Source organism: Nocardiopsis synnemataformans, from assembly GCF_965343085.1.
Lineage (GTDB): Bacteria > Actinomycetota > Actinomycetes > Streptosporangiales > Streptosporangiaceae > Nocardiopsis > Nocardiopsis alborubida.
The window spans coordinates 51,333-78,316 of record NZ_CBDRFA010000011.1; the positions used below are offsets into that span (position 1 = coordinate 51,333).

A 26,984-nucleotide genomic window follows, 5' to 3' on the forward strand; every position below is an offset into this window, starting at 1 on the left:
GGCGCGGGTCACAGGACGAAGGCCTCCCCCTCCGAGAGCTCGATGAGCATGTCGAACTCGTCGGTGCCGCCGTGGCCGCGGTTGGCCTTGGCCACCGCCAGGCAGGGCGCGAACGCGCGCACCCACGCCATCATCCGGTCTCCGTCCACGCCGAGGACGCCGGAGAGCGCGTCCACGCGCCGCACCACCTCGGGCAGGCTGGTGGCCTTCCACAGGGCCCAGTCCACGGCGTCGACCGCCGCGTCGCCCAGGCAGGCGCGCGGGTCGACGGCCACCAGTCCGCGCCGACCGCCGTCGATGACGTTGCCCGGGTGCAGGTCTCCGTGGACGGGCACGACGTCCACCGTGCCGTTGGCCAGGTCGCGGGCCCGGCAGAAGCCCTGGTGCATGGCGGACGCGGACACCACCTCGGCGGCGGGCCCCTCGGCGCGCTCCCGGTTCCACAGGTCGAAGACGAACTGCACCCGCGAGGTCAGCGGACGCAGTTCGAGCAGTTCCCGCCGGGGCACCTCGACGGAGTGCAGCTGGGAGATGAGCGCGCCGACGGTCTCCATCGGCGGCACCCGCCCGCCCTCCACGACGGTGTCGCCGTCGATCCACTCCATGAGGATGGCCCCCCGCGCGTCGTCGACCTCCCACACGCGGGGCACGCGCCCGGAGGCCTCCCACATCCGCAGCACCCCGGCCTCGGACGCGGCCAGGCCGGTGTCCGGGGAGAGCTTGAGGACCGCGCGGTCGCCGTCCGGGCGCACGACGCAGACGACGACGGAGGTCCGGCCGTGGGGTGCCGGTCCCTCGACGGTCAGCTCCCACTCGGAGGCGATCTTGGCGACGATCCCCGGAAGTTCGGTCAGCCACTCGCCGACGTGGCTGCCGAAGCGCCGTTCCAGACGCCGACGCTGCCGGTCATCGACGAACTGCGCTGTGACGTCGTTCATACATCCACCTTAGGTTCGCTCGCGTCGATGACGGTTCGGATCGGGCCCCTCACGGGTCGGCGGAGCCGCGGACCGCACGGTCCACGGCGCACGGGCGCTGTTCGGGTCCCGGGCCGGTCGCGGGGGATCCTCCGCGCCGACGGGGAGCAGGGGGCCGCCGGAGGAGTCGCGTCCGGTCGCTGCCGCGCCGTACGGGAGGCGGCGCGGTACGGGTACCGCGTTTGTGGGTGCGGGGAGTTCCCGCCCGTTTGCCCCATACCCACCGGCGCGCTCCCGGTAACGGCCCCGCGACGCCCCGAACTCCTCCGATCACCCGCGCGGTCGGCGGTGTCACCTTCGGTGTCGGCCCGTCGGGGCCCGCGGCCTCAGGCCAGGCGCCCCTTGGCCGCCCGGTGCTGGGCGAGGAGGGTGTCCACGACCAGCTCGGAGGGCCACAGGGGCTCGGTGATCGCGGTGACGTCCAGACCCCGCAGCAGGTCGAAGTCGGGTCCGTCGACGAGTCTCCACGCGGCGACGGCGACGTTGTCCTGGCCGTGGCGGCGCAGCCGGTCGACGGCGTCCAGCACCGACGGCGCCCAGGTGCGCAGGTAGCCCACCTGGACCGGGGAGTCGAGGCGGCGGCTGAGCATGCGCGCCACGTCCATGACGACCTGGCGCTCCTCGGTGCCGGTGGTGCCGTCGGCGGCCAGGACCACGCCGTCGGACGAACCCCAGCCGGAGTCGGTCAGCCGCCCTGCGAGGTCGGCGACGATCGACGGGACCGCGCCCAGGGGCGGGGTCTGGCAGGAGTCGCGCATACGGCCGAGGTCGAGCCGGGAGAGCAGGTGGGCGCTGGCGACGTCGCCGCCCGCGACGAACGCGGGGACGACCACCTTGGGCCCCCGGACGGAGTGGACGGTGGCGGCGACGTCGTCGAGGCTGCCGAAGGCCGGGGTCACCGGCACCTCTCCCCTGCTGGCCACCGCCTCGGCCAGGCCCCACAGGGCTTCCCGGCGGTGGGTGTCACGTGAGTCGTCGGCTACGAGGACCATCGTCGGGACCATGCACGGCTCCTTCGGTACATCTGGGGGGAGAACTGCCCTTGCCCGCCGAGCGTAAAGCGGCTCAGTTTCACGGGGGTTCTGCCGTGTTACGCGGAGGAAAAAAGCGAACAATGGCTGTGGTGGTTATGACCACCGAGAGTCTCCGTGAACCATAACAATCGCCTAAAAAACGGGGCGTGTCCACTTCCGGGGAGAGTGGCGTACGACTCACGGGACCCGGAGGGCGAAGGGGACTATCCTTGGCACTGAGAGGGTCGACATCCCCCACCTGCCCCGACGGACCGCCCCTCCCTCCTCACCCCGGCACCGCCCCCCGGCGGGACATGTCGGACACCACACCCCATTCTCCGACGGACGAATATCCGCTTTCGTCCGGACCTCTCTAGAGAAATACCCGGCAAAGCTTTTCTCATGCATTCGCCAGGTGCGGATGCACGTGCTGCGGAATGTGCGGCAGCCGCCCTGCCTGAGGGGACGCGGATTTTCGCTTCTCCTCGGAGCGTGCCGTTTCCGACCGCTGTCCGACCGCCGTCCGGCCCGGTGCGACGCCGTCCCGTTCCGGCCGTCCCGCACGCGCGCGCGAGTCCATTGCACATCACGCCCCTTGCTGTCAAGGGTGCGCACTCCCCCAAGCCTCCATAGCCGCACACCACCTGACGTGGGGGGACAGGATGCGGGTCCGGCGTGATCACTTGCCATGACCCCCTCGGCCCGCTCACACTTGGTACAGATGGAGCGCGTACCCGCAGGCGGCACCCGCCGCGGGAACGCTCCGGGCCGCCGCCCGACCGGACTCCCCACCTCCGGACGGGCCGCGCCCCCAGATCCGCACCGAACCATCCAGACTGGAGTGAGCATGGCCGTCCACCCTCGGGTGCAGACGCTGGCCCAGACCTTTCTCGCGCACGCCGACCAGGAGGCCCCCGGCCTGGTCGAAGGCCTCTACCTGACCGGTTCGGTCGCCCTCGGCGACTTCCGCCCCCACACCAGCGACGTCGACTTCGTCATCGTCACCGGTCACACGCCCGGCAGGCACGAGCTGGAGCTGCTGCGACGCGTCCACGCGCGCACCCGCGCCGCCACCGGACCCCAGTTCAACGGCGTCCACGTCACCTGGGACGACCTCACCCGCGACCCCGCGGCCTGCGGCCCGGTCGCCTCGGTGATCGGCGGCCGGTTCCGCAGCCGGGCCAGCGCCGACGTCAACCCCGTCACATGGCACATCCTCGCCGAGCACGGCGTGACCGTGCGCGGCCCGCACCCGCTCGAACTGGACGTGTGGGACGAGCCCGAGAGCCTGCGCGCCTGGTCGCTGGGCTCCCTGGACGAGCAGTGGCGGCGCTGGCGCGAGAAGGCGGGCCGCCTGGTCACGCCCCGCGGCCTGGCCGTCCTGGGCTCCCTGGCGCCCTCCTGGAGCGTGCTGAGCGTCAGCCGCCTGCACTTCACGCTCAAGACCGGGGAGATCACCTCCAAGACCGGCGCGGGCACCTACGCCCTGCACGCCTTCCCCGACCGGTGGCAGCGCATCGTCAACGAGTGCCTGCGCGTGCGCCGCAACGTCAGCGCGCCCTCCCTGTACGAGAGCGCGCTGGCCCGGCGCAGGGCCGCCCTGGACTACATCGAGATGGTGCTGGACGACTCCCTGCGCCCCGGCCTGGCCGCGGCCTGAGCCGTTCGGAGCCACCGCTGGGGCCGCCGGGGACCGAACCGCCCTTGGACGGGCTGGAGGAGTTCCCCGTGCGGTCGCCGAGGCCCGGCTTCTCCGCTTGCGTACCGCCGGGAGCACGCTCCCGACTACCCTGGGGCACATGACCATGCGCCCCATCGTCCGTTTCGGCGACCCCGTCCTCGTCACGCCCACCACCCCCGTCACCCGGTTCGACAAGCACACCCGGGCGCTGGTGGACGACCTCCTGGAGACGGTCGAGCCCCCCGGGCGGGCGGGCCTGGCCGCCAACCAGATCGGTGTGGGCCTGCGCGTGTTCAGCTACAACGTCGAGGGCCGGATCGGCTACGTGATCAACCCGCGGATCGCCGAGCTGTCGGAGGAGGTCCAGGAGGGCGACGAGGGCTGCCTGTCGGTCCCCCAACTGTGGTACCCCGCCACACGGGCCGAGCGCGCCGTCGTCACCGGGGTGGACCTGCGCAACGAACCGGTCACCGTGGAGGGGACCGGGCTGATGGCCCGCTGCCTCCAGCACGAGACCGACCACCTCGACGGCGTGGTCTACATCGAGCGCCTGACCCCGCAGACGCGCAAGCGGGCCCTGCGCGACATCCGCCGCTCGGACTGGTTCATGCCGACCGAGCCGCCCGAGCCCGCGGGCGTGCGGCTGCCCAGCGCCTTCGGCGGCGCGAGCTGACGCTCCTCCCGGCCTCGGTCCGGTGGGCCCGGGTCCGGGACGACCGGCCGGGGTTCGGTCCGGTCCCCGACTCCGGGTATCTTCGGACACATCCCCGCGCAATCTCCCAAGTCACGTGAGTAACGCACTAGGCATGTAACGCCAAGATCTCGTATGGTCTGCTGAGCATCTCCCGTCGCCGCGGCGCCCCCCGTCACATGCCGCAGGCCAACCGGATGCGCTCGGACCATCCTCGGAGCAGACATGACACCCACTTCTCCCTCATTCACGCGCGGCAGGCGTGCCGCTCTGTCCCTCACCGCCCTGGCGGCGACCCTGCTGGTCGCCCTGCCCGGAACGGCGCTGGCGGAGCCGGACAACGACGAGGTGGACATCGACGAACTGAACCGGCGGGCCGAGGAACTGGAGGAGAGCTACGACGGAGAGCTCCTCCAGTTCACCGAGATCAAGGAACGCGTGGACAAGGCCGAGGAGGACCTGGAGGAGGTCGAGGAGCGCCTGGATGCCTCCCGGACCGGTGTGTCCACCGTCGCCTCCACCCAGTACAAGAGCGGCGGCGGCCTCGACCCGGCGTTCCAGGTGGTCTTCTCCAGCGACCCGGAGAGCATGTTCACCGACGCCGCGACCCTGAGCTATCTCGGGCAGAGGCAGTCCGAGCAGATCTCCGAGCTCGTCCAGACGCGGGACGAGGCCGCCCTGGTCACCGAGGAGCTCCAGACGGAGCTGACCGAGGCCGAGGAGCTCATCGAGACGCTGGAGGAGGAGCGCGACGAGGTCGAGGCCAGGATCGAGGAGTACGAGGCGGAGCAGATCCCCGAGACTCCGGGCACCGGCACCATCCCGGCCAGCGCGCAGGGCTGGGGCTGGGACGGGGCCACGCCGCGCATGGCGGCGATCCGCGACGAGATCGTGCAGACCTTCGGCGCCCCCTACCCGGTCGGCTGCCTGCGCTCCAGCGCCGACGACCACGGCGTGGGCCGGGCCTGCGACTTCATGATGAGCGCGGGCGGTGCGCTGCCCTCAGCCGCGAACCAGTCCCTGGGCTCGCAGATCTCCCAGTTCGGGATCGACAACGCCGACCGGCTGGGCATCAAGTACATCATCTGGGAGCAGCAGATCTGGCACTCCGCGTCACGTCAGTGGAAGTGGATGGAGGACCGTGGCGACAACACCCAGAACCACTACGACCACGTGCACATCTCGTCGTACTAGTGGACGCTGGAAACGGGCCTGAACTGCGATGATCTTGTACTTGTAGCGAGGTTGGACGGTCGAGACGCGCTGTAGGTACAAGACCACGGCGGAGGGGTCGGGTTCAGCCGCGCGAGCGGGCTCCGCGCGCCGCGCGCCCGCCGAGGGCGAGCGGCACCGAGGCCAGCAGCGCCACGGCCGTGACCGCGAACGCGGGCCCGTAGCCCGTCAGCTGGATCAGCAGTCCCAGGACCATCGCCCCGGCCCCCGAACCCGCGTCGTAGCCGATGTTCCACACCGCGCTGGCCCGGCCGTACCCGGCCGGACCCGCGCGGTTCAGCATGAGGGTGACGGTCTCGTTCTGGACCGCTCCGAAACCGAGGCCGAACACGGCCGCCCCCAGGAGCACCAGCAGTGCCGTCCCGGCGTCCGGGGCGTCCCCGAGCGACCACAGCGCGACGGTGACCAGGGCCATCCCCGCGACCGCGCCGACCATGCCCGGCAGCAGCAGGAGGGCGCGCCGGTGGCGGTCGTGCAGCATCCCGGCGGTCCAGCGGCCGACCACCACCGCCAGCGCGTAGGCGGCCAGGGCTCCGCCCACCAGCCACGCCGCCTCGGCCAGGGGGATGGCCAGGAAGGTGATGATCGCGCTGGCCGACGAGGCGGTCAGCAGCATGAGCACCAGCGGCGCCGCCAGCGCCCGCAGCAGCGGGCGGTCCGAGGGCGCGTCCGGTGCGGAGCCGGAGTCGGCGGCCGAGGCGGGGTCCGGGGCGGCGGGCCGGGCCGTGCTCCGCAGCGCCGACCGGTTGCGGCCGCCGTCGGCGTACCAGATGCCCCAGGCCAGGGCCCCGCCCAGGACCGAGCACAGACCGGTGAGCCAGAACGCGGTGTCGAAGCCGATGTTGAGGGCCAGCGCCACGCCGCCGGGCAGGATGAGCACCTGCGGCAGGCCGACCGCCAGCCCGTAGTAGCCGGTGGCCCGGCCGACCTGGTGGTGCGGGACCAGGCGGGCGGCGAGCACGGTCCCGGCGACGCTGACCATGCCGAAGCCGACGCCGCGCACCGCCGAGACGGCCACCAGCGGGCCGAGGTCGGCGGTCAGGGCGAACAGCGGGGTGGGGAGTCCCATCACCAGGGCGCCGACCGGGAACGCCCAGCGGTAGCCGCCCCTCTCCAGCAGCCAGGGCATGGCGAGCTGGGTGAGCACGGTGGTGAGCATGAAGGCGGCGGTGGTGCTTCCGGCGCCGAACTCGCCCGCGCCGCCGCGGGTGGCCCACAGGGGGACCAGGGGTAGGACGGCCGCGAAGCCGCAGAGACCGATCGCGGTCGCCGCGATGAGCAGGGCGAAGCCCCGTCCGCGCAGGCCGGGGAGGGCGGGCGGGGTGGCGCTGGTGCCGTTGGCTGTGTCGCTGGTACCGCTGTCGTCGGACGCGGCCCCGGTCGGGGCCGCGTCCGACGGTGTTCCGTTCCCGGATGAGGACGAACGAGATCGGATCATCCGTCCTTTCTAGCCGACACGCGCACACCTGTCGACGCGGCGCTGATCCGCCCTGCTCAGCCGCCCTGTTCGGCCGCCCCGCTCAGCCGTTCTCGCCGCCGACCCTCCCGACGAGCCAGTCGCGGATGCGCACGGTCAGCTCCGGGGTCACGGCGCGTTCGGCGTGACCCATCCCCGGGACGATCCACAGCTCGCGCGGTTCCCTGGCGGCGTCGTGGATGGCGGTGGCGTGGGAGACGGGGAAGTAGGCGTCGGAGTCCCCGTGCACGACCAGCAGGGGTGTCGGGGAGATCTCCCCGGCGATCTCCCGGGGTTCGGCGGGCATGGGGTCCCACTCGCGGTTGACGACCCTGACCTTGCGGAAGCTGCGCAGGAACAGGCGTCCCGCCCTGCGGCCGATGGCCAGGTGGAGCAACCGCATGGCGCGTGTTCCCCTGTAGTACCAGCGGCTGGGGCCGCTGACCGAGACCACCGCGTCCATTCCGCCGTAGATGGCGGCGTGCCGGATCGCGACGGCCGCGCCCATCGAGAACCCCACGGACGAGAGGGAGGTGTAGCCGAGTTCCCGGAGGCGGACCGCGACCGCCTCCAGGTCGTGGATCTCCGCGTTGCCGACGGTGCTGAGCCCGCCGGAGCCGTGGTGGCCGCGGAAGTCGAAGGTCATCACGTCACCGAAGGGGAGCAGTGCTTCGGCGACGGCACGCGTGCTCGGGTTGCGGTGGGTGCCGGTGAACCCGTTGGCGAGGATCACGGCGGTGGTGCGGGACTCGGCGCCGCGCAGGAGCACGGCGTCGATGTCGACCCCGTCGGAGGTGGTCAGCCGGTGGCGGTGCTCACGGGGTTGGGCGCGGGGGTGGTCAATAGCGTCGGACACCCCACCATCGTGCCCGATCAGCTCCAGCGGTCGGGGGCGGACCCCGGTGTGGTGTTTCCGTCACCTTGACGTCCTCCCCGGGATGGGCCCGGGGATTCCCACCACCTCGCGGCTGTGGGCGCGGTACGCCTCACGGCGCCCGTTGGTTCCTGCTTCGCTGGCCGGTACCCCCGCCCCTGGAAGGGACGGTTGGTCTTACCCAACCTCCGCAGGCGTTTCAACTCTCCGCTTCCCGCCCTTGGGCGAGTTTGCGTCCAGCGGCGAGCACGATCCGGGACGCGTTCACATCCCGGTCGTGGACGGTCCCACAGCCCCTGCACGTCCACTCACGCACGTGCAGGGGCTTGGGCCCGTCGATGACATAGCAGACCGAGCAGGTTTGTGAGGAGGGCAGGAACCGGCCCACCTTGGCGAAGGTGCGCCCGTACCGGGCGGCTTTGTACTCCAGCATGGCCACGAACGCCGACCAGCCGGCGTCGTGCACGCTCTTGGCCAACCGGGTGCGCCCGAGCCCCTTCACGCACAGGTCCTCCACGTACACCGCTTGGTTCTCGCGGACGATACGGGTGGAGAGCTGGTGGTGGAACTCACGGCGGCAGTCGGCCACCCGCGCATGCGCACGGGCGACCCTGAGCCGGGTCTTAGCCCGGTTGGCCGACCCCTGCTGTGCGCGGGACAGAGCCCGCTGGGTCTTCTTCAGCTTCTTCTCAGCCCGGCGCAGAAACCGGGGATTGGCGACCTTGGTGCCGTCGGAGAGTACCGCGAAGTGCCCCAACCCCAGATCGATCCCCACATCAGCCGGGGTTTCAGGCAGAGGCTGGTCATCGGTCTCCACGACGAACGAGGCGAAGTACCGGCCCGCCGCGTCCTTGATCACGGTTACCGTGGACGGAGCCGAGGGCAGGGACCGCGACCACTTGACCTTCACCTCACCCACCTTGGGCAGGGACAGTTTGCCCGCCTCGGTGATCTTCCATCGGGCGTTGGCGGTGAAGCGGACTGCCTGGCGGTGGTCCCGACGCGTCTTGAACCGGGGCGCACCCACTTTGGGACCTTTGCGTTTGCCCTTGAGGGAGTCGAAGAAGTTGCGGTAAGCGGTGTCCAGATCGCGCAGCGCCTGCTGGAGCACCACCGATGACACCTCACCCAACCAGGACCGCTCGGGCGTCTTCTTCGCCTGGGTGATCAGCTGCTTGGACAGCTTCCCGGTAGTCGGGAACGCCTCACCGTTCGCGCGGGCGGTCTCACGGGCTCGCAGGGCGTCGTTGTAGACCACACGGGCGCACCCGAAAGGCATACCGCAGCTGCATACCCCTGACAGTAGAGGCAGGCTGCGACAGAACGTCACCGGGCAAGGACACAGGGGAAGTTCGAACCCGATCCGCCCCCGGTGTGAACCCCGGAGCGCTCTCGGCTAGGACCGGTAACGGCGGTCGATCCACTCGTCCGGGTACAGGCGGCGTTCCCCGTGGCCTTCGTCTCGGCGGTCACCGCCGAGGATGTCGTCGTGGGAGAAGTCTCCCGGGGGCTGGTGGGGAGGGAACGGACCGCCGCGGGAAGGGCCGGGGTGAACGGGGCCGGGATACGACGGGGCGGGGTGGGGCGTGCTGTCCGGGCGGTAGTCGCCGTAACCGGGCTGATCGCCGTAACCGGTCGGGGCGCCGCCACGGGAGTGGTCACCGTATCCGGGAGAACCGCCGCCACCGAGGTGGTCGCCGTGGCCGGAGGAGGGTGGTCCCCCCGTGGACAGGCCGCTGTACAGGTCCTGTTGGTCCTGCTGGGCGGCGCCACCGTGGGTGTTGTAGGGGTCTCCGTGGCCGAAGTCCCCGCCCTGGGCCGGGAGGTACCCGTAGACGGAGGCATCGCTGTGACCGGGGGTGTCACCGTAGCCCGACGGGGCTCTGTGGGACGGAGTCCCGTGGGCGGGAGTCCCCGTGCCCGGCGGCGGGGGCGGCGCTGCCGTACCCGCTCGCCCGTCCGCGCCCTCGTCCACCCCGACGTCGGTCAGCGGCAGTTCCCCGGTGGCGGGCCCGTCCTCGTGGTCGTACTCGTGGTCGTCGTACTCGTCGTAGGCGTCGGGGTCCCCCTCCTCCTCGTGGTACTCCCGCTCCCCCGCCTCGCGGACGTCGGCGGGCGGGAAGACCAGGGAGCGCAGGTTGAGCGCCACGTGGACCAGGACCGGTACCCAGACGCTTCCGGTCCCCAGGTACAGAACGGTGAAGAGGGTGCCGGACGCACCGGCGCTGACCAGGCCCCACCAGCCCTGGTAGAGGTGCGCCACGGAGAACAACAGCACCGACAGCACGGCGGCGATCCACAGCGGAACGCCCATGCTGGCGACCAGGAGGATGAACAGGCCCCGGTAGAGCAGTTCCCCGAACACGCCCCCGGTGACGGCCACCCCGGCGGCCATCGCCCGTTCGGCGGTGGTGCGCGGTGCGAGCAGCCCCCGGTCGCGTTCGGGTTCGGGAAGGCGGAGCGGTGCGGCGGAGCGCCGCCCGCGTGCGCCCTTGCCCCGGGTGCGCTGTCCCCTCCCGCCGCGGTCGCGGCCACGGCTGGAGCGCCGTGGCCCCTTCGGGAGTCCGTTGACCAGCAGCCAGAACACCGTGAGGGCGAGCAGGCCGCCGACGGCGCCGCCCGCGATCGGCCCCCACGCGTCGGGCAGGCGCAGACCCAGGTCCGCGGCGACCAGGTTCGGCGAGAGCAGCAGCACCCCGAAGACCACCAGGCCCCACAGCACGTGGATCCCCATCGTGACGGCGTGCAGGAGCGTGAGGGCCCGCGCGTCGCCGTCGCGTCTACGGGACAGCCACGTGAACGCCCTCCTGCCGAGGAGGGGTTCGCCGAGCGCCGCGAAGAGGAGCAGCAGGACCGTCAGAACGGTCCCGGCGAGGCTGAACTGAGGGAGAGACTCCGACCATGGCACGGGGCAATAGTAGAGGTCCGAAACGAGTCATAGTGCACATGCCGTATTTCGCCCATGGGCTGTTCCGCCCCCTGACCACCTCTTGCCGTGCGGCCCGAGAAGGGTGACCGTAGAAGTGGCACAGGCCACACCGTGGACGGGCTGCCCGTTCCGTGCGGCCACCGCTCGGACCCCGAAGGGCTGGGTAGCAGGGATGGCAGATCGCAACGTCAACGGAACCGGAGCCTCAGCCGGAGCCGTGCCGAGGGCCGACGGGCCCCGGAACATCCGCAACGTCGCGCTGGTCGGACCGTCCGGCGCCGGTAAGACGAGCCTGGTCGAGGCGCTGCTCGCCGCCGCCGGGGAGATCGGCCGCCCCGGCAGCGTCGAGGAGGGCACGACCGTCAGCGACCACGACGGGGTCGAGATCCGGCAGGGGCGGTCGGTCAACCTCACCGTCAACCCGGTCATGGTCGGCGACGTCAAGGTCAACCTGCTGGACACGCCCGGATACGCGGATTTCATCGGGGCGATGCGCGCCGGGCTGCGCGGGGCCGACGCCGCCCTGTTCGTCGTGTCCGCCCTGGACGGCGTGGACGGCCGCACCCGCGTGCTGTGGGAGGAGTGCGCCGCCGTCGGCATGCCCCGAGCGGTGGCCGTCACCAGGATCGACCACCCGCGCGCGGACTACGACGAGGTGGTCGCCCAGTGCCAGGAGGCCTTCGGTACGGGCGTCCACCCCGCCTACGTCCCCGCGGTGGAGGGCACGGGGGACGACCGCCGCGTGGTCGGTGTGTGGGGGCTGGTCTCCGAGCGGTACTACGACTACTCCGGGTGCCCTGACGGCTCTGACAACTCCGGCAGGTCTGACAGGTCCGCTGACGCTGGCGGTTCCCAGCGCTCGGCGCGACCCGAGCGCCCCCAGCGCTCCGGCCGCGCCGGAGGGGGCGAGCCCGCGTCCGTCCCCTCGGCGCGTCCGGTGCCGGACTGGCTGCGCGAGGCGGCGGGCCCGCTCCGGGAGACCCTCATCGAGGAGGTCATCACCGAGAGCGAGGACGAGGCCCTCATGGAGCGCTACATGGAGGGCGGCGAGCTCGACCCCGACCTGCTCGTCGACGACCTCAAGAAGGCGGTCGCCGCGGGCGGCTTCCATCCCGTCCTGGCGATCAGCACCACGACCGGGGTGGGCGTGCGCGAGCTGCTGCGTGAGCTGCCGCTCTCGTGCCCGGATCCGACCCGGCGCCCGTTTCCCGAGGTGTTCACTCCGGAGGGCGAGCCGGTGGCGGGGCTGTCCTGTGATCCGGACGGCCCCCTCGTCGCGGAGGTCCTCAGCACCGCCGGGGACCCGTACGTGGGGCGGGTGAGCCTGCTGCGCGTCTTCTCGGGGACCCTGAGCCCCGACACCCGTGTCCACCTGCACGGCCACGGGGTCCCGTGCGGACTGAACGGCCAGGACGAGCTGGACCGGACCGGCAACGACGAGCGCACCGGGGCTCTGTCCGTGCCGCTCGGCCGCGAGAACCGGCCGGTGGGCCAGGTGGTCGCCGGAGACCTGTGCCTGGTGGCGAAGCTGCCCGACGCCCGCACCGGCGACACCCTCTCCGAGCCGGAGCGCCCGCTGCGCGTGGCGCCGTGGCGCTTCCCCCGGCCGCTGTTGCCGGTGGCGGTGAGCGCGGCGTCCTCGGGGGACGAGGACAAGCTGTCGCAGGCGGTGGCCCGGCTGGTGGCGGAGGACCCGTCGCTGCGGGTGGAGGTGAACGCCGAGACCCACCAGATGGTGCTGTGGAGCCTGGGCGAGGCGCACCTGGACGCCGCCTTGGACCGGTTGGAGCACCGGCACGGGGTGCGGGTCGAAACCGGGGAGGTGCGCGTGCCGCTGCGGGAGACCTTCGCCGTTCCGGCACAGGGCACGGGGAGGAACGTGAAGCAGAGCGGCGGGCACGGGGAGTTCGGTGTCTGCCGGATCCGCGTGGAGCCGCTGGAGTCGGGCTCGGGTCTGGAGTTCGTCGACGAGATCGTGGGCGGGGTGGTGCCCCGCCAGTTCGTGCCGTCCGTGGAGAAGGGCGTGCGTGCGCAGATGGCGGACGGCGTCGGGACGGGGGCCGGTGTGAGGGGTGGCGCGGGGTCGGGGTCGGGAGACGGCGCGGGGCCCGGGTCGGGTGCGGGAACGGGGTACCCGCTGGTGGACATCCGGGTGACGCTCTACGACGGCAAGGCGCACTCGGTGGACTCCTCGGACATGGCCTTCCAGAAGGCGGGGCGCCTGGCGCTCAGGGACGCGGCGGCCGCGGCACGGTTGGCGGTGCTGGAACCGGTGGACGAGGTGTCCGTGGAGGTGGACGACGCCTATCTGGGCGCGGTGTTGAGCGATCTGTCGGCCAGGCGCGGACGGGTGGTGGGGACCGAGGCGGCGGAAGGCGGCCGGGCGGTGGTGCGCGCGGAGGTGCCGGAGTTGGAGATCACCCGGTACGCGGTGGAGCTGCGGTCGATCTCGCACGGCACGGGGGTGTTCAGCCGGGAGTACGTGCGGCACGAGCCGCTGCCCGCGCAGGCCGCGGCGCGACTGGCGGGTCGGGGCAAGGGAGGATAGGGCCAGAGGAGGGGGAGGGGGAAGGGAGAACGCTCCCAGCCCCGTCCCCGGGGTCGTGCGTCGGCCCGTGCCCCGCCTCGACCCGGGCGGACCGCTTGCCCTCCTAGAAGACCCTTCCCGGTCTGGTCCGGTCGGCCAGGGCGGCGAAGCGGAACGTGTTCACGGGGTGGCTGGACAGGAGGTTGACCAGCAGCACGAAGAAGCCCGTGTCGGTGCGGGCGCGGTCGGCGATGTCGTGGAAGTCCACGGCCGGGTACAGGTACTTGCCCGCGGCGAGCACCCGCAGCCCCTGCATGCCCTCGGGGCAGAACGCGTGGGCGTGGTTGTCCGCGGTGTACTCCTGCGCGCGGCTCAGGCTGGTGCCCACGCCGGGGATCACGTTGGCCACCGAGATCCCGAACTGACGCCAGAACGAGGTGTGACCGGCGGCGATGTGGCCGATCTCGTGGCCGATCACGAACCGCAGCGTGTCGGCGTCGGCCAGCCGGTCGCCCACCTCGAACAGGTCACTGGTCACGGCCACGTAGCGTCGGAAGCCGTGCCCGGAGGCGAACGCGTTGAGCTCGCCGTTGCCCAGCACGACGTAGGCCTCGGGCACCCGCCGCATGCGGAACGCGGCTGCGGCCTCGGCGACCATCCGGTACGCCTCGGGGAACTGGCGCTCGGTGATGCGCACCCCGTTGACCCGCTGGCGCGCGTACAGCTGTCCGCGCACGAAGTACACGAGCGCGGGGATGCTCAGCAGGAGCAGCGGCTCGTTGGGCTCCCCCGAGTAGGCGCGGCTGACCGCGCCCACGACGGCGAGCACGGTCACCCCCACGCACACGACCAGAAGGGGGATCTCCCGGGGATGGCGCAGCCGGCGTTCCCCCATCCGTGGTCAGATGCGGTACTCGGAGTCGGGCCGGTCGTCGTCGGGGGGCGGGGGCGGGCCCCCGTAGGAGGGGCCGGACGGTGGACGCGGCCGGTCGTCGTCCTCCAGCAGCGCGGCCATGTCCGCGGACAGCGTGGACTCCTCGGTCTTGCCGTCGCGCCACTCCTGCCGGTGCTCCTCGTCCTGGGCCTCCATCACGGCGTCCATGTCGGCGTCGTAGGTGGACTTGGCCCGGTCCTCGTCCGGCGCGGGCCAGGAGGACTGGGCCCGCTCCTCGCCCGGCGCGGGCCAGGAGGTCTGGACCCGCTCCTCGCCCGGCGCGGGCCAGGAGGACTGGACCCGCTCCTCGTCCGGCGCGGGCCAGGAGGAGGCGAGGTAGGCGCTGTCGTAGGCGTCGTTGGGCGTGTCCTCGGTCGCCGCCTTCGGGCTGTCGTCGCCCAGGTAGGACAGCGCGGCCACGGTGATCGCGGCGAGCCCGGCGCGCAGGGTGGGTTCCCGGGCGGGCGCGAAGAACGGTGAGTGGGTGCTGGGGACGTTGCCCATCTTCTCGTACGGGGTGTCGCCGGGAGCGGCCTCCCACACGTCGTGGGGGGTGGCGCCGACGAACCAGAACACGTACGGGATCGGCTGCGGGTCGCCGGGCAGGCCGAAGTAGCTGAAGTCCTCGGTCGCCGGGAACGGGTCGGGCAGGTGGATGACGTACTCGTCGCCGAAGTAGGCGTGGTGCGCGGCGGCCACGTCGGCGGTGCTCTGGGGGTCGTTGCGGGTGACCCCCGCGCCCTGGAAGCGCTCGATCTCGGGTTCGCGGGCGGCTCCGGAGGCGGCGGCCTCGGCGCGCACGATCCGCTCGATGGCCTCTTCCAGCTGGGCGGACACGTTGTCGTTGAGGGCCCGGGTGTTGATCTCCAGGTAGGCCTCGTCGGGGATGATGTTGGCCTTCGTCCCCGCCTGGATCCTGCCGACGGTGAGCACCGCCATCTCGCTCGGGCTGACCTCGCGGGAGACCACACCCTGGAGGCGGGTGACGATGCTCGCGGCGATGAGCACCGGGTCCACGGTCGTGTTCGGCTGGGAGGCGTGGCCCCCCTCCCCGTACACGCGCACGCGGTAGGAGTTGGAGGCGCCGAGGATGACCCCGGCGCGGTGGGAGATCAGTCCGGCGGGCTGCGGGCCCAGGTGCTGGCCGAGGATGACGTCGGGGCGGCCGAACCGGTCGAACAGCCCGTCCTCCAGCATGGCCTGCGCCCCGTCGAGGGTCTCCTCGCCCGGCTGGGCGACGATCATCACGGTCCCGGCCCACTCGTCGCGGGTCTCCGAGAGCAGGTCGGCGGCTCCCACCAGGCAGGCGGTGTGGGCGTCGTGCCCGCAGGCGTGCATGACGGGGACCTCGGCGCCCTCGTCGTTGGCGGCGCGGGCGGTGCTGGCGTAGGGCAGCCCAGTCCTCTCCTCCAGCGGGAGCGCGTCCATGTCGGCGCGCAGCATCACCGTGGGGCCCGGTCCGTTGCGCAGGATGCCGACCACGCCGGTCCCCCCGACGCCCTTGTGGACCTCGTAACCGGTCCGGGTGAGCCACTCGGCGACACCGCTGGCGGTGCGGTGCTCGGCATGGGAGAGCTCGGGGTTCTTGTGCAGGTCGACGTAGAACCCCTCCACGAGCGGGAAGAGCTCGTCGAGGAGTCGCATGACCACGTTCCCGTGCTGAGCGGCACGATTGGGGTCCACCGCGTGCGGCACGGCTTCCACCGCCTTCTTCCGTATCTCGACCGGGTCGGAACCGCCCGTCTGACGAGAGCAGCCTAGCGGCGCGCCCGCCACGGCCACACAGTCAGCCGCGTGACCTCCACCGTTCGGGTCCGGAGCGGACCAGACCTGTCACCCTCTGTGGAAGACGGTGGCGCGGATGAGTTAGTGTCTGCACACGGAAAGCTACCCCCCGTCGAGCCGCTCGTGCCACACATGTTTCACGGGCCCCAACCTCACCTCAACCGAGGCAGGACTCCGGCGACTTTCCACCGATCTCCGGAGAATCGCTGGCATACTTTGCTACATCACAGTAAGGTAACGCAGCACATGTTCGTTCATCCGACCTTACGGTGTCCCCCTCGCGCCCCACGCGGCACCGCGCCACCCGCGTTCCGGCCCCACGGTCGGCCCACGGGCCGTGTGCACGGCCGGAAGAGAGCACACACGTCCCAGAAACAGATGATCTCGGAGTCCACTCGTGGCCTCATCCATGACCAGTCCGGCATCCCAGCGTCAGGAACCGGGGCACGGCGCGGTCGCCCCCACCACGGCGGCCCCGGGCCCAGACCGTGACGCCCGTCTGGACAATGCCAAGTTCGTCCTGATCGCCCTGGTCGTCGTCGGCCACGCGATCGGTCCACTGCACGAGTACGGGCCCGCCAGTGCCCTCTACTACTGGATCTACTTCTTCCACATGCCCGCGTTCATCATGATCAGCGGCTACCTCTCGCGGTCCTTCGACGCCTCGTCGAACCGCGTGGAGAAGCTGGTCGTGTCGCTCGCGGTGCCCTACCTGATCTTCTGGACCATCCACCAGTCCATCTACACCGTGGACCGCGGCGGCCTGCCCGACTCCATGTCGGTGCTCCAGCCGACCTACGCCCTGTGGTTCCTGGTCGCCCTGTTCGTGTGGCGCCTGAGCGTGCCGGTCTGGAAGCGGCTGCGCTGGCCCGTGCTGATCGCGGTGCTCATCTCGGTGTTCGGAGCCACGGCGAGCCTCGGGGAGACGCTCTCCCTGGGCCGCGTGGTGAGCTTCCTGCCGTTCTTCGTCCTGGGCCTGAGCCTGCGCCGGGAGCACTTCGCCTACCTGGACCGGCTCTGGGTGCGGATCGCGTCCGTGCTGGTGCTGGGGATCACGGCGGCGCTGGCCGTGCCCATCTCCGAGCAGATGAGCCGCTCCTGGCTCTTCTGGACCAACAGCCTCACGGACCGCGACATCGACCCGATCCTGCCCAGCCTGGGCGTGCGGATCGGCTTCATGGCCCTCGCGCTGGTGATGACCTTCGCGGTCCTGGCCCTGATGCCCAAGCAGCGCACGTGGTTCACGTCCCTGGGCGCCTACACCCTGTACGTGTACCTGGGGCACTCGGTGGTGATCGTCCTGTTGCAGGCGTCGCCCTGGTACCGCCTCATGTCCGGGCCCACGGAGATGATCGTCACGATCCTGCTGGCCGTGGCCCTGACGCTGCTGCTGTGCACCCCGTGGGTGCGCGCGGGCATGCGCTGGGCGGTGGAACCGCAGCTGACGTGGTTCCTGCGCGAGGACTCCGCGCTGCGCGCGCCGAGCGGCACCGGGAACGGCGACGGCGGCGCGCGCGGGAACGGGAAGGAGAGGGCCGGGGTCTGACCCGGGTCCCGCGCGAGGGGTGGCGTTCCCGCGGCCGGAGGGCGGGCTTCAGCTCCCGCCGGTCGTGTCCGGGGCCGCGGCGGCACTGGGGACGGCGCCCGAGGCCAGCAGCTGGCGGCGGCGCACCTCGAACCTGCTCGTGTCCTTCCACAGCCGCAGCACCAGGACCAGCTCGAAGAAGGCCAGCGCCAGGACGGAGAACACCGCGACCGGGATGATCAGGCTGTTCAGCGGGGTGAAGAGGGAGACCAGCGCGGTCGCCGGAGCCACCACGCACAGGAACATCTCGAACTCGATGCCGCTGAACAGGTGCGGGCGCACCCGGTGGCGCAGGAGCCGGTCGCGCACGCGCGGGTAGAGGCCGGTCGGGGCGGGGGCACCCGGCCGGGCGGGGACCTCCCCCATGTCCTCGTCCTCGGGGTCGGCTTCGCGCTGGGCGGCGGCCAGCCGGTCGGTGTCACCGGTCAGCTCGGCGAGGGTCGCGTTCATGGTCCGGCGGGTCTTGGCGACCTGGGGGCCGTTGAGGTAGCGCAGCAGGTCGAAGAAGACCACCACCGGCGCCGCGATCAGGTAGACCTCGTGTCCGGTGAGCAGCCACTGGCCGATCAGCAGCGCCATCACGCAGCCGAAGAAGCGGATACGGTCGAAGACGAAGTCCACCCAGCTGCCGAAGACCGTGCCGGTGCCCTTGAGCCGGGCGATCTTGCCGTCCATGCAGTCCAGCACGAAGCTGAGGTGGAAGAGCAGTCCGCCCGCCAGCAGCCACGCCCAGTTCCAGCTCTCCGAGGGGGCTTGGGCGGGGGTGGTGTTCTCGCCCCCCGGCACGAGGACCGGTGCGACGAAGCACAGCATGGAGAGCAGGCCGAAGACCCCCGCTCCCAGCGTCAGCTGGTTGGGCGTGACGTTGGTGCGGTTCGCGGTCCAGACGACGAGGCGCCCGGCCAAAGGGTCCACCAGGAAGACCGTCCACCAGGCGTCCTTCGCCTTGTAGGTCTCTTCCTTGACTTGCGCGAAAGTGAAACGCGGCATGCGGGCTCTCCAGGAACGCCCACCCGGGCCCCGGCGCTCGACGACGCGCTGACGGGGGCGGGGAGAGGCTGTGTCGGCGGGGATCCGGGTCATCATGCCAGATCGGGGGTCGACCGACCTAATTCGTGACGGCATACTTGACCGGTAAGAGGGGGATCAACAGGCGGCCGCGCGCGGCATGCGGCGGATGGTCCACCCCCTTCGGTCTCGACCGAGGTAGAGGCATTGCGTTTTCTGAACGACCAGGCACCCCAGCAGGACCTGACCTACAGCGACGTGTTCATGGTCCCCAACCGGAGCTCCGTGGGCTCCCGGCTCAGCGTGGACCTGTCGTCGCCGGACGGCACCGGCACCACGATCCCGCTGGTCGTGGCGAACATGACCGCGGTCGCCGGGCGCAGGATGGCCGAGACCGTCGCCAGGCGCGGCGGTGTCGCGGTCATCCCCCAGGACATCCCCTTCGAGGTGGTCTCCGACGTCGTCTCCTGGACCAAGAAGCGGCACCTGGTCTACGACACCGCCATCACGCTCAACCCGTCCAGCACCGTGGGCGAGGCGCTCAACCTGCTGCCCAAGCGCGCGCACAACGCCGTGATCGTGGTGGACGGGGACCGTAGGCCCGTCGGCGTGGTCACCGAGGCCGACTGCGTCGGCACGGACCGCTTCGCGCAGCTGCGCGACGTGATGTCCGCCGAGCTGATGACCATCCCGGCGGGTACCGAGCCGCGCGAGGCGTTCGGGATGCTGCACGACTTCCGCCACCGTCTGGCCCCGGTCGTGGACGGGGACGGCGCACTGGTGGGCGTGCTGACCCGCACGGGCGCGCTGCGCTCCACCCTGTACACACCCGCCGTGGACGCGGACGACCGTCTGCGCGTGGCCGCCGCCGTCGGCATCAACGGCGACGTGACGGGCAAGGCCGCCGAGCTGCTGGAGGCCGGGGTGGACACCCTGGTCATCGACACCGCGCACGGCCACCAGGAGAAGATGCTGACCGCGGTCTCCAAGGTGCGCGCGCTGTCGCCGCGGGTGCCGATCGTGGCGGGCAACATCGTCACCGCCCAGGGCACGCGCGAGCTGATCGAGGCGGGCGCCGACATCGTCAAGGTCGGTGTGGGCCCGGGCGCGATGTGCACGACCCGCATGATGACCGCCGTGGGCCGCCCCCAGTTCTCCGCCGTGCTGGAGTGCGCCGAGGCCGCACGCGAGCTGGGCGGGCACGTGTGGGCGGACGGCGGCGTGCGCCACCCGCGCGACGTGGCCCTCGCCCTGGCCGCGGGCGCGTCCAACGTGATGGTGGGCTCGTGGTTCGCGGGCACCTACGAGTCGCCGGGCGACGTCATGCGCGACGCCGAGGGCAGGCAGTACAAGGAGAGCTTCGGCATGGCGTCGGCCCGCGCGGTCCGGCTGCGCACCGCCGAGGACTCCCCGTTCGAGCGGGCCCGCAAGGCGTTGTTCGAGGAGGGCATCTCCACGGGCCGCATGTACCTGGACCGGGAGCGCCCCGGCGTGGAGGACCTGATCGACCAGATCGTCGCCGGTGTGCGCAGCTCGATGACCTACGCGGGCGCCTCCTCGCTGGCGGAGTTCCACGAGCGCGCCGTGGTGGGCGTGCAGAGCGCCGCCGGGTACAACGAGGGGCGCCCGGTCCCCACCAGCTGGTAGGGCGGTGTTTCCGCGCCCTCACGGGCTCGGCCGGGGCCCCGGGCGCCGGGAACCCCTCGGCCGGGTCAGTCGGCCCTGCCCTCCTTCGCGGCGAGCACCGCCTTGCGGTACTCGCCGCAGAGCTTGTCGGCGTGCCGGACCGGCTCGGGCACGCGGTACTTGGGTGAGAGCCGCAGCACCAGCTCGGCCGCGCCGTCCAGGTCCACCCGGTGGCCGACGGACACGTAGACGGGCTTGACCCCCGCGCGGGTGCGCAGCACGCGCCCCAGGACCTCCTTGCCCTGGTCGGCCAGTGCGAAGGAGTCGGGGACCACCTCCGAGCGCCCGGCCACCATGGGCGTCCACGACCCCCGCTCCTCACCGGGCACGCTGTGCCTGCCGAACAGCACCGACTTGGCCGATCCCACCACCGGCAGGTCCAGGAGCACCCCCAGGTGGCAGGCGACCCCGAAGCGGCGGGGGTGCGCCAGGCCGAAGCCGTCGCACAGGTACACGTCCGGGGTCACCTTGAGCTGCCCCAGCGCCTCCAGGACCGGCGGGGACTCGCGGAACCCGAACAGCCCCGAGATGTAGGGGAAGGACGGCTCGGAGGAGATGGCGACGGACTCGACCACCTCCAGGGTCCGCACGTCCATGACCACGGCCGCCGCGGAGAGCGCCGTGTTGTCCGTGGCGTAGCTGACGTCCAGTCCGGCCACCAGCCGCACCGCGTCCACGTCCAGCGGCTCCACGCGGACCCGGTCGGCGAGCCTGCGCTGGAGCGCGACGGCCTCCTTGGGGTCGCGGGGCCAGTTCTCCGGGTCGTCCAGGACCCTCGCGACCCGCTCGGAGATCTCCGACATCCCGATCCTCCCGTTCGTTCGGTGGTACGCGCCCTCCATCCAATCCCATTACCCAGCCGGGCGCGGTGCCCGGGAGCGGGCGGATGCGCTGTGCGACACTCCACAGCTCCCGGTACCCGGAGGAGGCGTATGGGCGCTGTACGGTGGTTTCCGCAGTTTTGCACTGACTGGTCAGTTCAAAAACCGGAGGAGACGAGGGATGCGTCGGGCAACCGGAGCTCGTGTACAGGCCGAGGGCGTCGGGCTCGCCACCCGGGAGGGCCCCGTGTACACGGGGGTGGGATTCACGGCCCGGCCGGGCACGCTCACCGTCTTCCGGGCCGACTCGGGAGGCGGGCGCAGCGCCCTGCTGCTCACCCTGACCGGCCGGATGCGCCCCTCGGAGGGGACGCTGTACGTGGACGGCCACGCCCTGCCCCGGCACGCGCACCGGGTCCGCCGGATCAGCTCGCTCGGGCTGATGGACGAGGTCAACCCCCTGGACGAGCGGTTGCGGGTCCGCGAGCACCTGTCCGAGGGGCTGCTGCTGCGCATGCGCCCCGCCGCGCGGAGCCTGGCCGACGAGGCCATGGAGGCCGCGGGGCTGGGCGGGCTCGACCGCCGGTCGCTGGTGCGGGAGCTGTCCATGCTCGAACGGCGCCGCCTCGGGCTGGCCCTGGCCCTGCTGGCCGAACCCCGGCTGCTGGCCGTCGACGACGTCGACGGCGGCCTGGACCCCGGACACCAGGCCGACCTGTGGCGCACCCTCAAGGGGCTGTCGGACGACGGACTGACGGTGGTCGCCACCTGCGCCGACTCCGACGAGCTGGCCGAGGTCGCCGGGCCGGACACCCAGGGGCCGATCCCGCTGCGCCAGGACGCGGGACACCCGTCCGGCTCCGAGGCCGCTGACGGGGGCCCGTCCGCCGCCGGAACCGGCACCGGAAGCGCGGACGCACCCGGCGGCGCGGGCGCTTCGGAGAACCGCGGCACCGGCGGCGCGTCCGCCGCGGCTCCGGGGACCGGCGGTCGCCGCGGGCGGCACCGCCGCCACGTCGGCCTGGACATCCTGCGCGGCGGCCGGGAGGAGGGCGGGGACCGTGGCCGGGCGTAGGCGTTCGCGCCCGCTCGTGCGCCCCCTCGCAGTGCCCCGGCTCGGGCTGCTGACCGTACGCTCCTTCCTGCGCTCGCCGCTGCCCGCCGCCGCGCTGGCCGCCCTCCTGCTCATCCCCCTGCTGTACTCGGGGATGTACCTGTGGTCGTTCTGGGACCCCTTCGGCAGGATGGAGCGCCTGCCGGTCGCCCTCGTCAACGAGGACGAACCGGTCGAGGTCGGGGACCGCGAGGTCGACGCCGGGGGCGAGCTCACCGACACCCTCCTGGAGCGTGGGGACCTGGACTGGCACCCGGTGGACGCCCGGGAGGCCGCGCGCGGTGTCGCCGACGGCACCTACTACGTCTCCCTGACCATCCCCTCCGACTTCAGCGCCGACCTGACCTCACCCTCCCGCGACCGGGAGTCCCCCTCACCCGCGACCCTGGAGGCGCACTACAACGACTCCAACAGCTTCATCGTCCGCCAACTGGCCGGAAGCGCGTTCCGGGAGATCCAGGAGGCCGCCGCGGCGTCGGCGATCAACGGCTACCTGGACCAGATCTTCCTCGGGTTCAACGAGATCCACGACAGGACCGAGGAGGCCGCCGAAGGGGCCGACGAGCTCTCCGGCGGCGCGGACGAGGCGGAGGGGGGCTCCTCCGAACTGTCCGGGGGCGTCGGCGAGGCGCACGCGGGCGCCGGGGAGCTCAGCGGCGGCCTCGACCAGCTGTACGCCGGTTCGCAGGAGCTGGCCAGCGGCGCCGCGACCACCTCCGAGGAGGTCTCGGCCCAGGTGGAGAAGCTCGACGCGCTGGCCGACGAGTGGCTCCCCCAGCTGGAGGAGGACATCCCCTCCCTCCAGGAGCACGCCGAGAACGCCGCCGAGGTGGCCGGAACCCTGTCCGCGGCCCTGGAGGAGCTGCCGGAGGTCGACACCGCGACCCTGGAGGAGGTGGACGGGCGCCTGGCGTCCTACCTGGAGGAACACCCCGAGCTGGAGACCGCGGACCCCGACCTGTACACCCTGCTGTGCGACCTCCAGGAGACCCTGAATGTCGCTCAGTCGGCGGCCGGGTTCGTCGAGGACAACCGCGACGCGATCACCGCGACCGCCGAGGACGCCGCAGCGCTGAGCGCGGAGGCCGCCGCGCTCTCGGAGGACCTGCCCGCCATGGTGGAGAGGGCGGAGGACGCCCGGGACCGGGCCGACGAACTCGACGAGGGCCTGGCCGAGCTGGCCGAGGGGTCCGCGCGGCTGCGCGACGGACTGGCGGAGTCCGCCGACGGCGCGGGGGACCTCGACGAGGGGTTGGGCGAGCTCAGCGGCGGCGCCGACGAGCTGCACTCGGGCCTGGAGGAGCTGGCCTCGGGATCCGACGAGCTCGCCGAGGGGCTCGACGAGGGCGTGGAGCAGGTCCCCACCTACTCCGAGCAGGGGCGCGACGACGCGTCCTCGACGATGAGCCGTCCGGTGCGGCTGGACAGCGCCGTCTCCCACGAGGCGCCCGACTACGGGACCGGGTTCACGCCGTTCTTCGTGCCGTTGTCGCTGTGGGTGGGCGCGATGGTGGTGTTCATGGTGCTGCCCGCGCTGTCCTCGCGGGCCCTGGCCTCCTCAGCCCCCTCCTGGCGGGTGGCGCTCGCCGGGCGGATCGCCCCGCTCGTGCTCGGCGTCGGCCAGGTGCTGGTCATGATGGTCGCCCTGCACCTGCTGCTGGGACTGGAGGCGGGGAACTGGCCGCTGCTGATCGCGTTCCTGGTGCTGACCGCCGCCGCGTTCGCCGCGACGGTGCAGTACCTGAACGTGGCCTTCGGCGCGGCGGGGCGGGTGGTGGCGCTGGCGCTGCTGGTGCTCCAGCTGACCTCGGCGGGCGGGACGTACCCGATCGAGACCAGCCCGGCCTTCTTCCAGGCCGTGGGGCCGTTCCTGCCGCTGCACTGGGGCGTGACCGCGCTGCGCCACATGATCGGCGGCGGCGATCCGGACCTGGTCCTGGCTGCGTTCGGGGTGATGGCACTGTGGCTGGTGGTGCCGCTGCTGCTCACGTGGTGGACCGTGGAACGCAAGCGCGTGTGGACGATGGGCGCGCTCCACCCGACGCTGAAGCTGTGACGTGTGCCGGGGCGGCGGACATGGCGCGACCTGTACGAGTATGGGCGAGAATGGACCGGATGAGTGCGAGCACGCCCGACCACCCCGTGAGCGGCCGCCGCGAGGCCACCCGGCGGCGCCTGTTCGAGGCCGCGGTCACGCTGATCTCCGAGCAGGGGTACGGCGCCACGACCGTGGACGAGATCGCCGAGCGCGCCGGGGTGGCCAAGGGCACCGTCTACTACAACTTCGGCGGCAAGAGCGAGCTGTACGCGGCCCTGATGGAGTGGGGCGTGACCCGGCTGGCCGACACGCTCAAGGACGCGGCGCCCCCTCCCGGGGCCGGTACCGCCCCCCGCGAGGCGCTCGCCGCCGTGCTGCGCGCCGGAGTGGTGTTCATCGGCGAGCACGAGTCCCTGGCCCGCCTGCTCATGGCGGAGGCCTGGCGGACCAACCGGGCCTGGTACGCCACGGTCCTCCAGATCCGCACCGAGGCGATCGGGGTCATCACCGGCCTGCTGGACGACCTGGCCGCGGAGGGGACGCTGCGGCCGGACCTGGACACCGGCCTCGCGGGGTCCGCCCTGTTCGGCATGGTGGTGACGGTGGCCCTGGACTGGCGTACGCTCCAGCCCGAGCGCCCCGTCGAGGAGGTCCACACGGCGCTGGCCCGCATGGTCGGCGGCCTGGTCGGCCCCGTCGGCTCCCCCGACCGGACGAGCACCCCGGACACATGAGAGGACGTACTGCGCGATGGCCACCCTCTATCCCCTGATCCCGCTCCTGGCTGGGGTGGTCATGCTCTGGGCCGTGACGCGTGACACGCGTCTGGAACTGCGGCTGCGCCGGCACGGGATGCGCGCCAAGGCACGCGTGATCGGCTACCACGAGACCTCCACGGCCTCCCGGATGATCGTGCAGTTCCGCACCGAGGACGGGCACGAGGTGCACGCCGAGCACGAGAACACCGGGTGGACGGCCTCCCGCGCCGGGGAGATCGTGACCGTCGCCTACGACCCCGACGCGCCCGAGCGGGCCCGGATCGTGTCCGCGCCCTGGCTGTCGCACTACGTGCGGGTGCTGTTCGGCGGCCTGGGCGCGATCCTGGTGTTCACGGGGCTGCTGCTGGGTTACCTGGCCTGGCGTTAGCCCCCGACCGCGGCCACGGACTCCCCGCGCGGGGCGGAGTAGCGGACCAGGCGTGAGGGCAGGGCGCCGTCCAGGGTGGCGCGGGTGCACACGCGCACACCGCACAGCAGGTCGGCCACACCCGCACCGTCGGGCCGGACCAGAACACTGCTGACGTGCACCGCGGCCACGGCGAGCGCGTACCAGGGCAGGCCCAGGGCGAGAAGGACGGCGACGGGCCCCTGGAGCAGGCAGGTGCGCGTCAGGACCCGCCAGCGGGCCGCCGGAGCCGGGTACCCGCGTTCGCGCAGCGCCAGCCGCACCGAGGCGGCCCCCGGGGTGGCGCGGTCGCGGCGCGTCAGCGCGGGGACCGCGGCCAGGGCCGTGCCCAGGCACAGCAGGGCGACCGTACGCGTCCCGGTTCCCGGTCCCGTGGCGCCGAGCGCGTGCGCCAGGGCGGCGAGGGCCGCCGCGCCGAACCACCACAGGCCCAGGTCGAGCAGGGCGCCGGTGAGCCTGCGCACCGGCCCGGGCGCGGCGCGGTCCGCGACGGCCGCGGGCCAGCCCCGGGCGTACCCGGGCGGGAGTGCCCACCGGGCGAGCAGCCAGCCGAGCAGTGTCGCGGCCGCGCCCCAGGCCACGAGCCCGGGCGGAGCCTCGGCGTAGGCGCACGGGTACAGGCCCAGGAGGCCGGTGGCGCGGACGGCGACCACGGCAGCTGCCAGGGCCGTCCCCGTCAGCACGGTGACCGCGGCGCCGCGGCGGAAGCGGTGCCGGGCCAGCAGTCCGACCGCCAGGAACAGGGCGAGGGGCCCCGCCTCCGGCCCGGGCGCGGGGAGGATCCCCGAGCCGGACCGGCCGTCGCCGAGGGGATCCACGCACAGGCCGTCGACGGAGGCGGGCAGCGGCCAGACCGCGTACGCCGCCAGACCGACGGCGGTGGCCAGGGCGGCCGCGGTGCACAGGCCCGGCCAGCCGTGCGGACGGCCGTAGCGGCGGTACTGTAGGCCCAGGTAGAGCGCCGCCGCGCAGACCACCAGCAGCGGGACTCCGACGACCGCGGCCTCCACCGCGACCGGTCCCCCGCCCAGCGTCTGGCCCATGCACATCCCCCGTCACCCGGCGCACCCTCTCCGGCACGCAACGCTAGTACGCGCGGCGCCGGTGCGCGTGCCGAACGCGGACATCGCGCTGCGGCGACCGGGTCCGGGGAGGGCGATGTCGGTCACCCGGAGCAGGACTTGCCATACTCTCCGCCATATGTGACCTTTGCCCTATTGTCACAATGCTTCACAGGAGGAAACACCCCTACCAGTCACCCGAGAAGTGGACATTCTCGCCTCCCATGGCAGACTGCCCCCACCACCCGGATATTTCAGCGTTTCACCGGCGAGATACGATCCCCAACGCCGAAATGCCGCGTTTGTGGTTACCCTGCGGTACGTCCCGTGTCGAGAACCCCCGGCGGACGCAGCCCGCGGGACACGAGACCGCGCACAGGCGGACC

General features: G+C 72.3%; 21 protein-coding genes. 10 read left to right on the forward strand and 11 right to left on the reverse strand.

Annotated features, from left to right (window positions below; all coding sequences use genetic code 11):
* Window positions 1-8 precede the first annotated feature (8 nt).
* Window positions 9-938: an aminoglycoside phosphotransferase family protein gene (locus ACSIH6_RS08550; RefSeq protein WP_435107676.1), complete on the reverse strand. Its 930-nt coding sequence runs from the start codon at window positions 936-938 to the stop codon at window positions 9-11.
* Window positions 939-1,303: 365 nt separating this feature from the next.
* Window positions 1,304-1,981: a sirohydrochlorin chelatase gene (locus tag ACSIH6_RS08555; RefSeq protein ID WP_435107677.1), complete on the reverse strand. Its 678-nt coding sequence runs from the start codon at window positions 1,979-1,981 to the stop codon at window positions 1,304-1,306.
* A gap of 856 nt (window positions 1,982-2,837) precedes the next feature.
* On the opposite strand from ACSIH6_RS08555, the gene ACSIH6_RS08560 reads away from it, so the two are divergent.
* The 3 genes from ACSIH6_RS08560 to ACSIH6_RS08570 all read left to right on the forward strand — a co-directional run bounded on the left by ACSIH6_RS08560 (window position 2,838) and on the right by ACSIH6_RS08570 (window position 5,556).
* Entirely contained in the window at window positions 2,838-3,650 is an 813-nt protein-coding gene (locus ACSIH6_RS08560; protein ID WP_435107678.1) for a nucleotidyltransferase domain-containing protein, read from the forward strand.
* 139 nt (window positions 3,651-3,789) lie between these two features.
* Complete coding sequence (gene def, locus ACSIH6_RS08565) at window positions 3,790-4,344, forward strand: peptide deformylase (RefSeq protein WP_435107679.1); 555 nt, start codon at window positions 3,790-3,792, stop codon at window positions 4,342-4,344.
* A gap of 243 nt (window positions 4,345-4,587) precedes the next feature.
* Window positions 4,588-5,556: a coiled-coil domain-containing protein gene (locus ACSIH6_RS08570; RefSeq protein WP_435107680.1), complete on the forward strand. Its 969-nt coding sequence runs from the start codon at window positions 4,588-4,590 to the stop codon at window positions 5,554-5,556.
* 103 nt (window positions 5,557-5,659) lie between these two features.
* On the opposite strand, the gene ACSIH6_RS08575 is transcribed toward ACSIH6_RS08570, so the two are convergent.
* From ACSIH6_RS08575 to ACSIH6_RS08590, 4 genes are all read right to left on the reverse strand, one after another.
* A complete protein-coding gene (locus ACSIH6_RS08575; RefSeq protein ID WP_435107681.1) occupies window positions 5,660-7,033 on the reverse strand; it encodes an MFS transporter in 1,374 nt (457 codons plus the stop codon).
* An 82-nt stretch (window positions 7,034-7,115) separates the two neighbouring features.
* On the reverse strand, window positions 7,116-7,907 hold the full coding sequence (locus tag ACSIH6_RS08580) for an alpha/beta hydrolase (protein WP_435107682.1): 792 nt from the start codon (window positions 7,905-7,907) through the stop codon (window positions 7,116-7,118).
* 217 nt (window positions 7,908-8,124) lie between these two features.
* Window positions 8,125-9,204, reverse strand: a complete 1,080-nt coding sequence (locus tag ACSIH6_RS08585) for an RNA-guided endonuclease InsQ/TnpB family protein (protein ID WP_435107683.1) — start codon at window positions 9,202-9,204, stop codon at window positions 8,125-8,127.
* 117 nt (window positions 9,205-9,321) lie between these two features.
* Entirely contained in the window at window positions 9,322-10,833 is a 1,512-nt protein-coding gene (locus ACSIH6_RS08590) for a CPBP family glutamic-type intramembrane protease (RefSeq protein WP_435107684.1), read from the reverse strand.
* 193 nt (window positions 10,834-11,026) lie between these two features.
* Between ACSIH6_RS08590 and ACSIH6_RS08595 the strand changes: the two genes are divergently transcribed.
* Window positions 11,027-13,402, forward strand: coding sequence for an elongation factor G-like protein EF-G2 (locus tag ACSIH6_RS08595; protein ID WP_435107685.1), 2,376 nt, complete (start codon window positions 11,027-11,029; stop codon window positions 13,400-13,402).
* A gap of 103 nt (window positions 13,403-13,505) precedes the next feature.
* On the opposite strand, the gene ACSIH6_RS08600 is transcribed toward ACSIH6_RS08595, so the two are convergent.
* Both ACSIH6_RS08600 and ACSIH6_RS08605 read right to left on the reverse strand, forming a co-directional pair.
* Complete coding sequence (locus tag ACSIH6_RS08600) at window positions 13,506-14,276, reverse strand: M48 family metallopeptidase (protein WP_435107686.1); 771 nt, start codon at window positions 14,274-14,276, stop codon at window positions 13,506-13,508.
* A 6-nt stretch (window positions 14,277-14,282) separates the two neighbouring features.
* Window positions 14,283-16,019 (reverse strand): amidohydrolase, encoded by a 1,737-nt coding sequence (locus ACSIH6_RS08605; RefSeq protein WP_435107687.1) that lies wholly within the window; start codon window positions 16,017-16,019, stop codon window positions 14,283-14,285.
* Window positions 16,020-16,509: 490 nt separating this feature from the next.
* Here ACSIH6_RS08605 and ACSIH6_RS08610 point away from each other — a divergent pair, with 490 nt between their 5' ends.
* The gene (locus ACSIH6_RS08610) at window positions 16,510-17,646 is read left to right on the forward strand and encodes an acyltransferase family protein (protein WP_435107688.1); all 1,137 of its coding nucleotides are present in this window, start codon (window positions 16,510-16,512) and stop codon (window positions 17,644-17,646) included.
* Window positions 17,647-17,694: 48 nt separating this feature from the next.
* On the opposite strand, the gene ACSIH6_RS08615 is transcribed toward ACSIH6_RS08610, so the two are convergent.
* On the reverse strand, window positions 17,695-18,675 hold the full coding sequence (locus ACSIH6_RS08615; RefSeq protein ID WP_435107689.1) for a CDP-alcohol phosphatidyltransferase family protein: 981 nt from the start codon (window positions 18,673-18,675) through the stop codon (window positions 17,695-17,697).
* 225 nt (window positions 18,676-18,900) lie between these two features.
* Between ACSIH6_RS08615 and ACSIH6_RS08620 the strand changes: the two genes are divergently transcribed.
* Window positions 18,901-20,340: a GuaB1 family IMP dehydrogenase-related protein gene (locus ACSIH6_RS08620; protein WP_435107690.1), complete on the forward strand. Its 1,440-nt coding sequence runs from the start codon at window positions 18,901-18,903 to the stop codon at window positions 20,338-20,340.
* 65 nt (window positions 20,341-20,405) lie between these two features.
* Here the strand turns inward: ACSIH6_RS08620 and ACSIH6_RS08625 are convergent, their stop codons facing one another.
* Window positions 20,406-21,182: an endonuclease V gene (locus tag ACSIH6_RS08625; RefSeq protein WP_435107691.1), complete on the reverse strand. Its 777-nt coding sequence runs from the start codon at window positions 21,180-21,182 to the stop codon at window positions 20,406-20,408.
* A 199-nt stretch (window positions 21,183-21,381) separates the two neighbouring features.
* On the opposite strand from ACSIH6_RS08625, the gene ACSIH6_RS08630 reads away from it, so the two are divergent.
* From ACSIH6_RS08630 to ACSIH6_RS08645, 4 genes are read left to right on the forward strand one after another with little or no spacing between them, the layout of a single operon-like run.
* Entirely contained in the window at window positions 21,382-22,275 is an 894-nt protein-coding gene (locus tag ACSIH6_RS08630) for an ATP-binding cassette domain-containing protein (protein ID WP_435107692.1), read from the forward strand.
* Window positions 22,262-24,370 (forward strand): YhgE/Pip family protein, encoded by a 2,109-nt coding sequence (locus ACSIH6_RS08635; protein WP_435107693.1) that lies wholly within the window; start codon window positions 22,262-22,264, stop codon window positions 24,368-24,370. Before ACSIH6_RS08630 ends, ACSIH6_RS08635 begins: the two co-directional genes overlap by 14 nt.
* 59 nt (window positions 24,371-24,429) lie before the next feature.
* Complete coding sequence (locus ACSIH6_RS08640) at window positions 24,430-25,086, forward strand: TetR/AcrR family transcriptional regulator (RefSeq protein ID WP_435107694.1); 657 nt, start codon at window positions 24,430-24,432, stop codon at window positions 25,084-25,086.
* Between the two features lie 16 nt (window positions 25,087-25,102).
* Window positions 25,103-25,498: a DUF3592 domain-containing protein gene (locus ACSIH6_RS08645; protein WP_435107695.1), complete on the forward strand. Its 396-nt coding sequence runs from the start codon at window positions 25,103-25,105 to the stop codon at window positions 25,496-25,498.
* On the opposite strand, the gene ACSIH6_RS08650 is transcribed toward ACSIH6_RS08645, so the two are convergent.
* On the reverse strand, window positions 25,495-26,580 hold the full coding sequence (locus ACSIH6_RS08650) for an antibiotic resistance protein VanZ (protein ID WP_435107696.1): 1,086 nt from the start codon (window positions 26,578-26,580) through the stop codon (window positions 25,495-25,497). The genes ACSIH6_RS08645 and ACSIH6_RS08650 overlap by 4 nt on opposite strands.
* Between the last annotated feature and the right edge of the window lie 404 nt (window positions 26,581-26,984).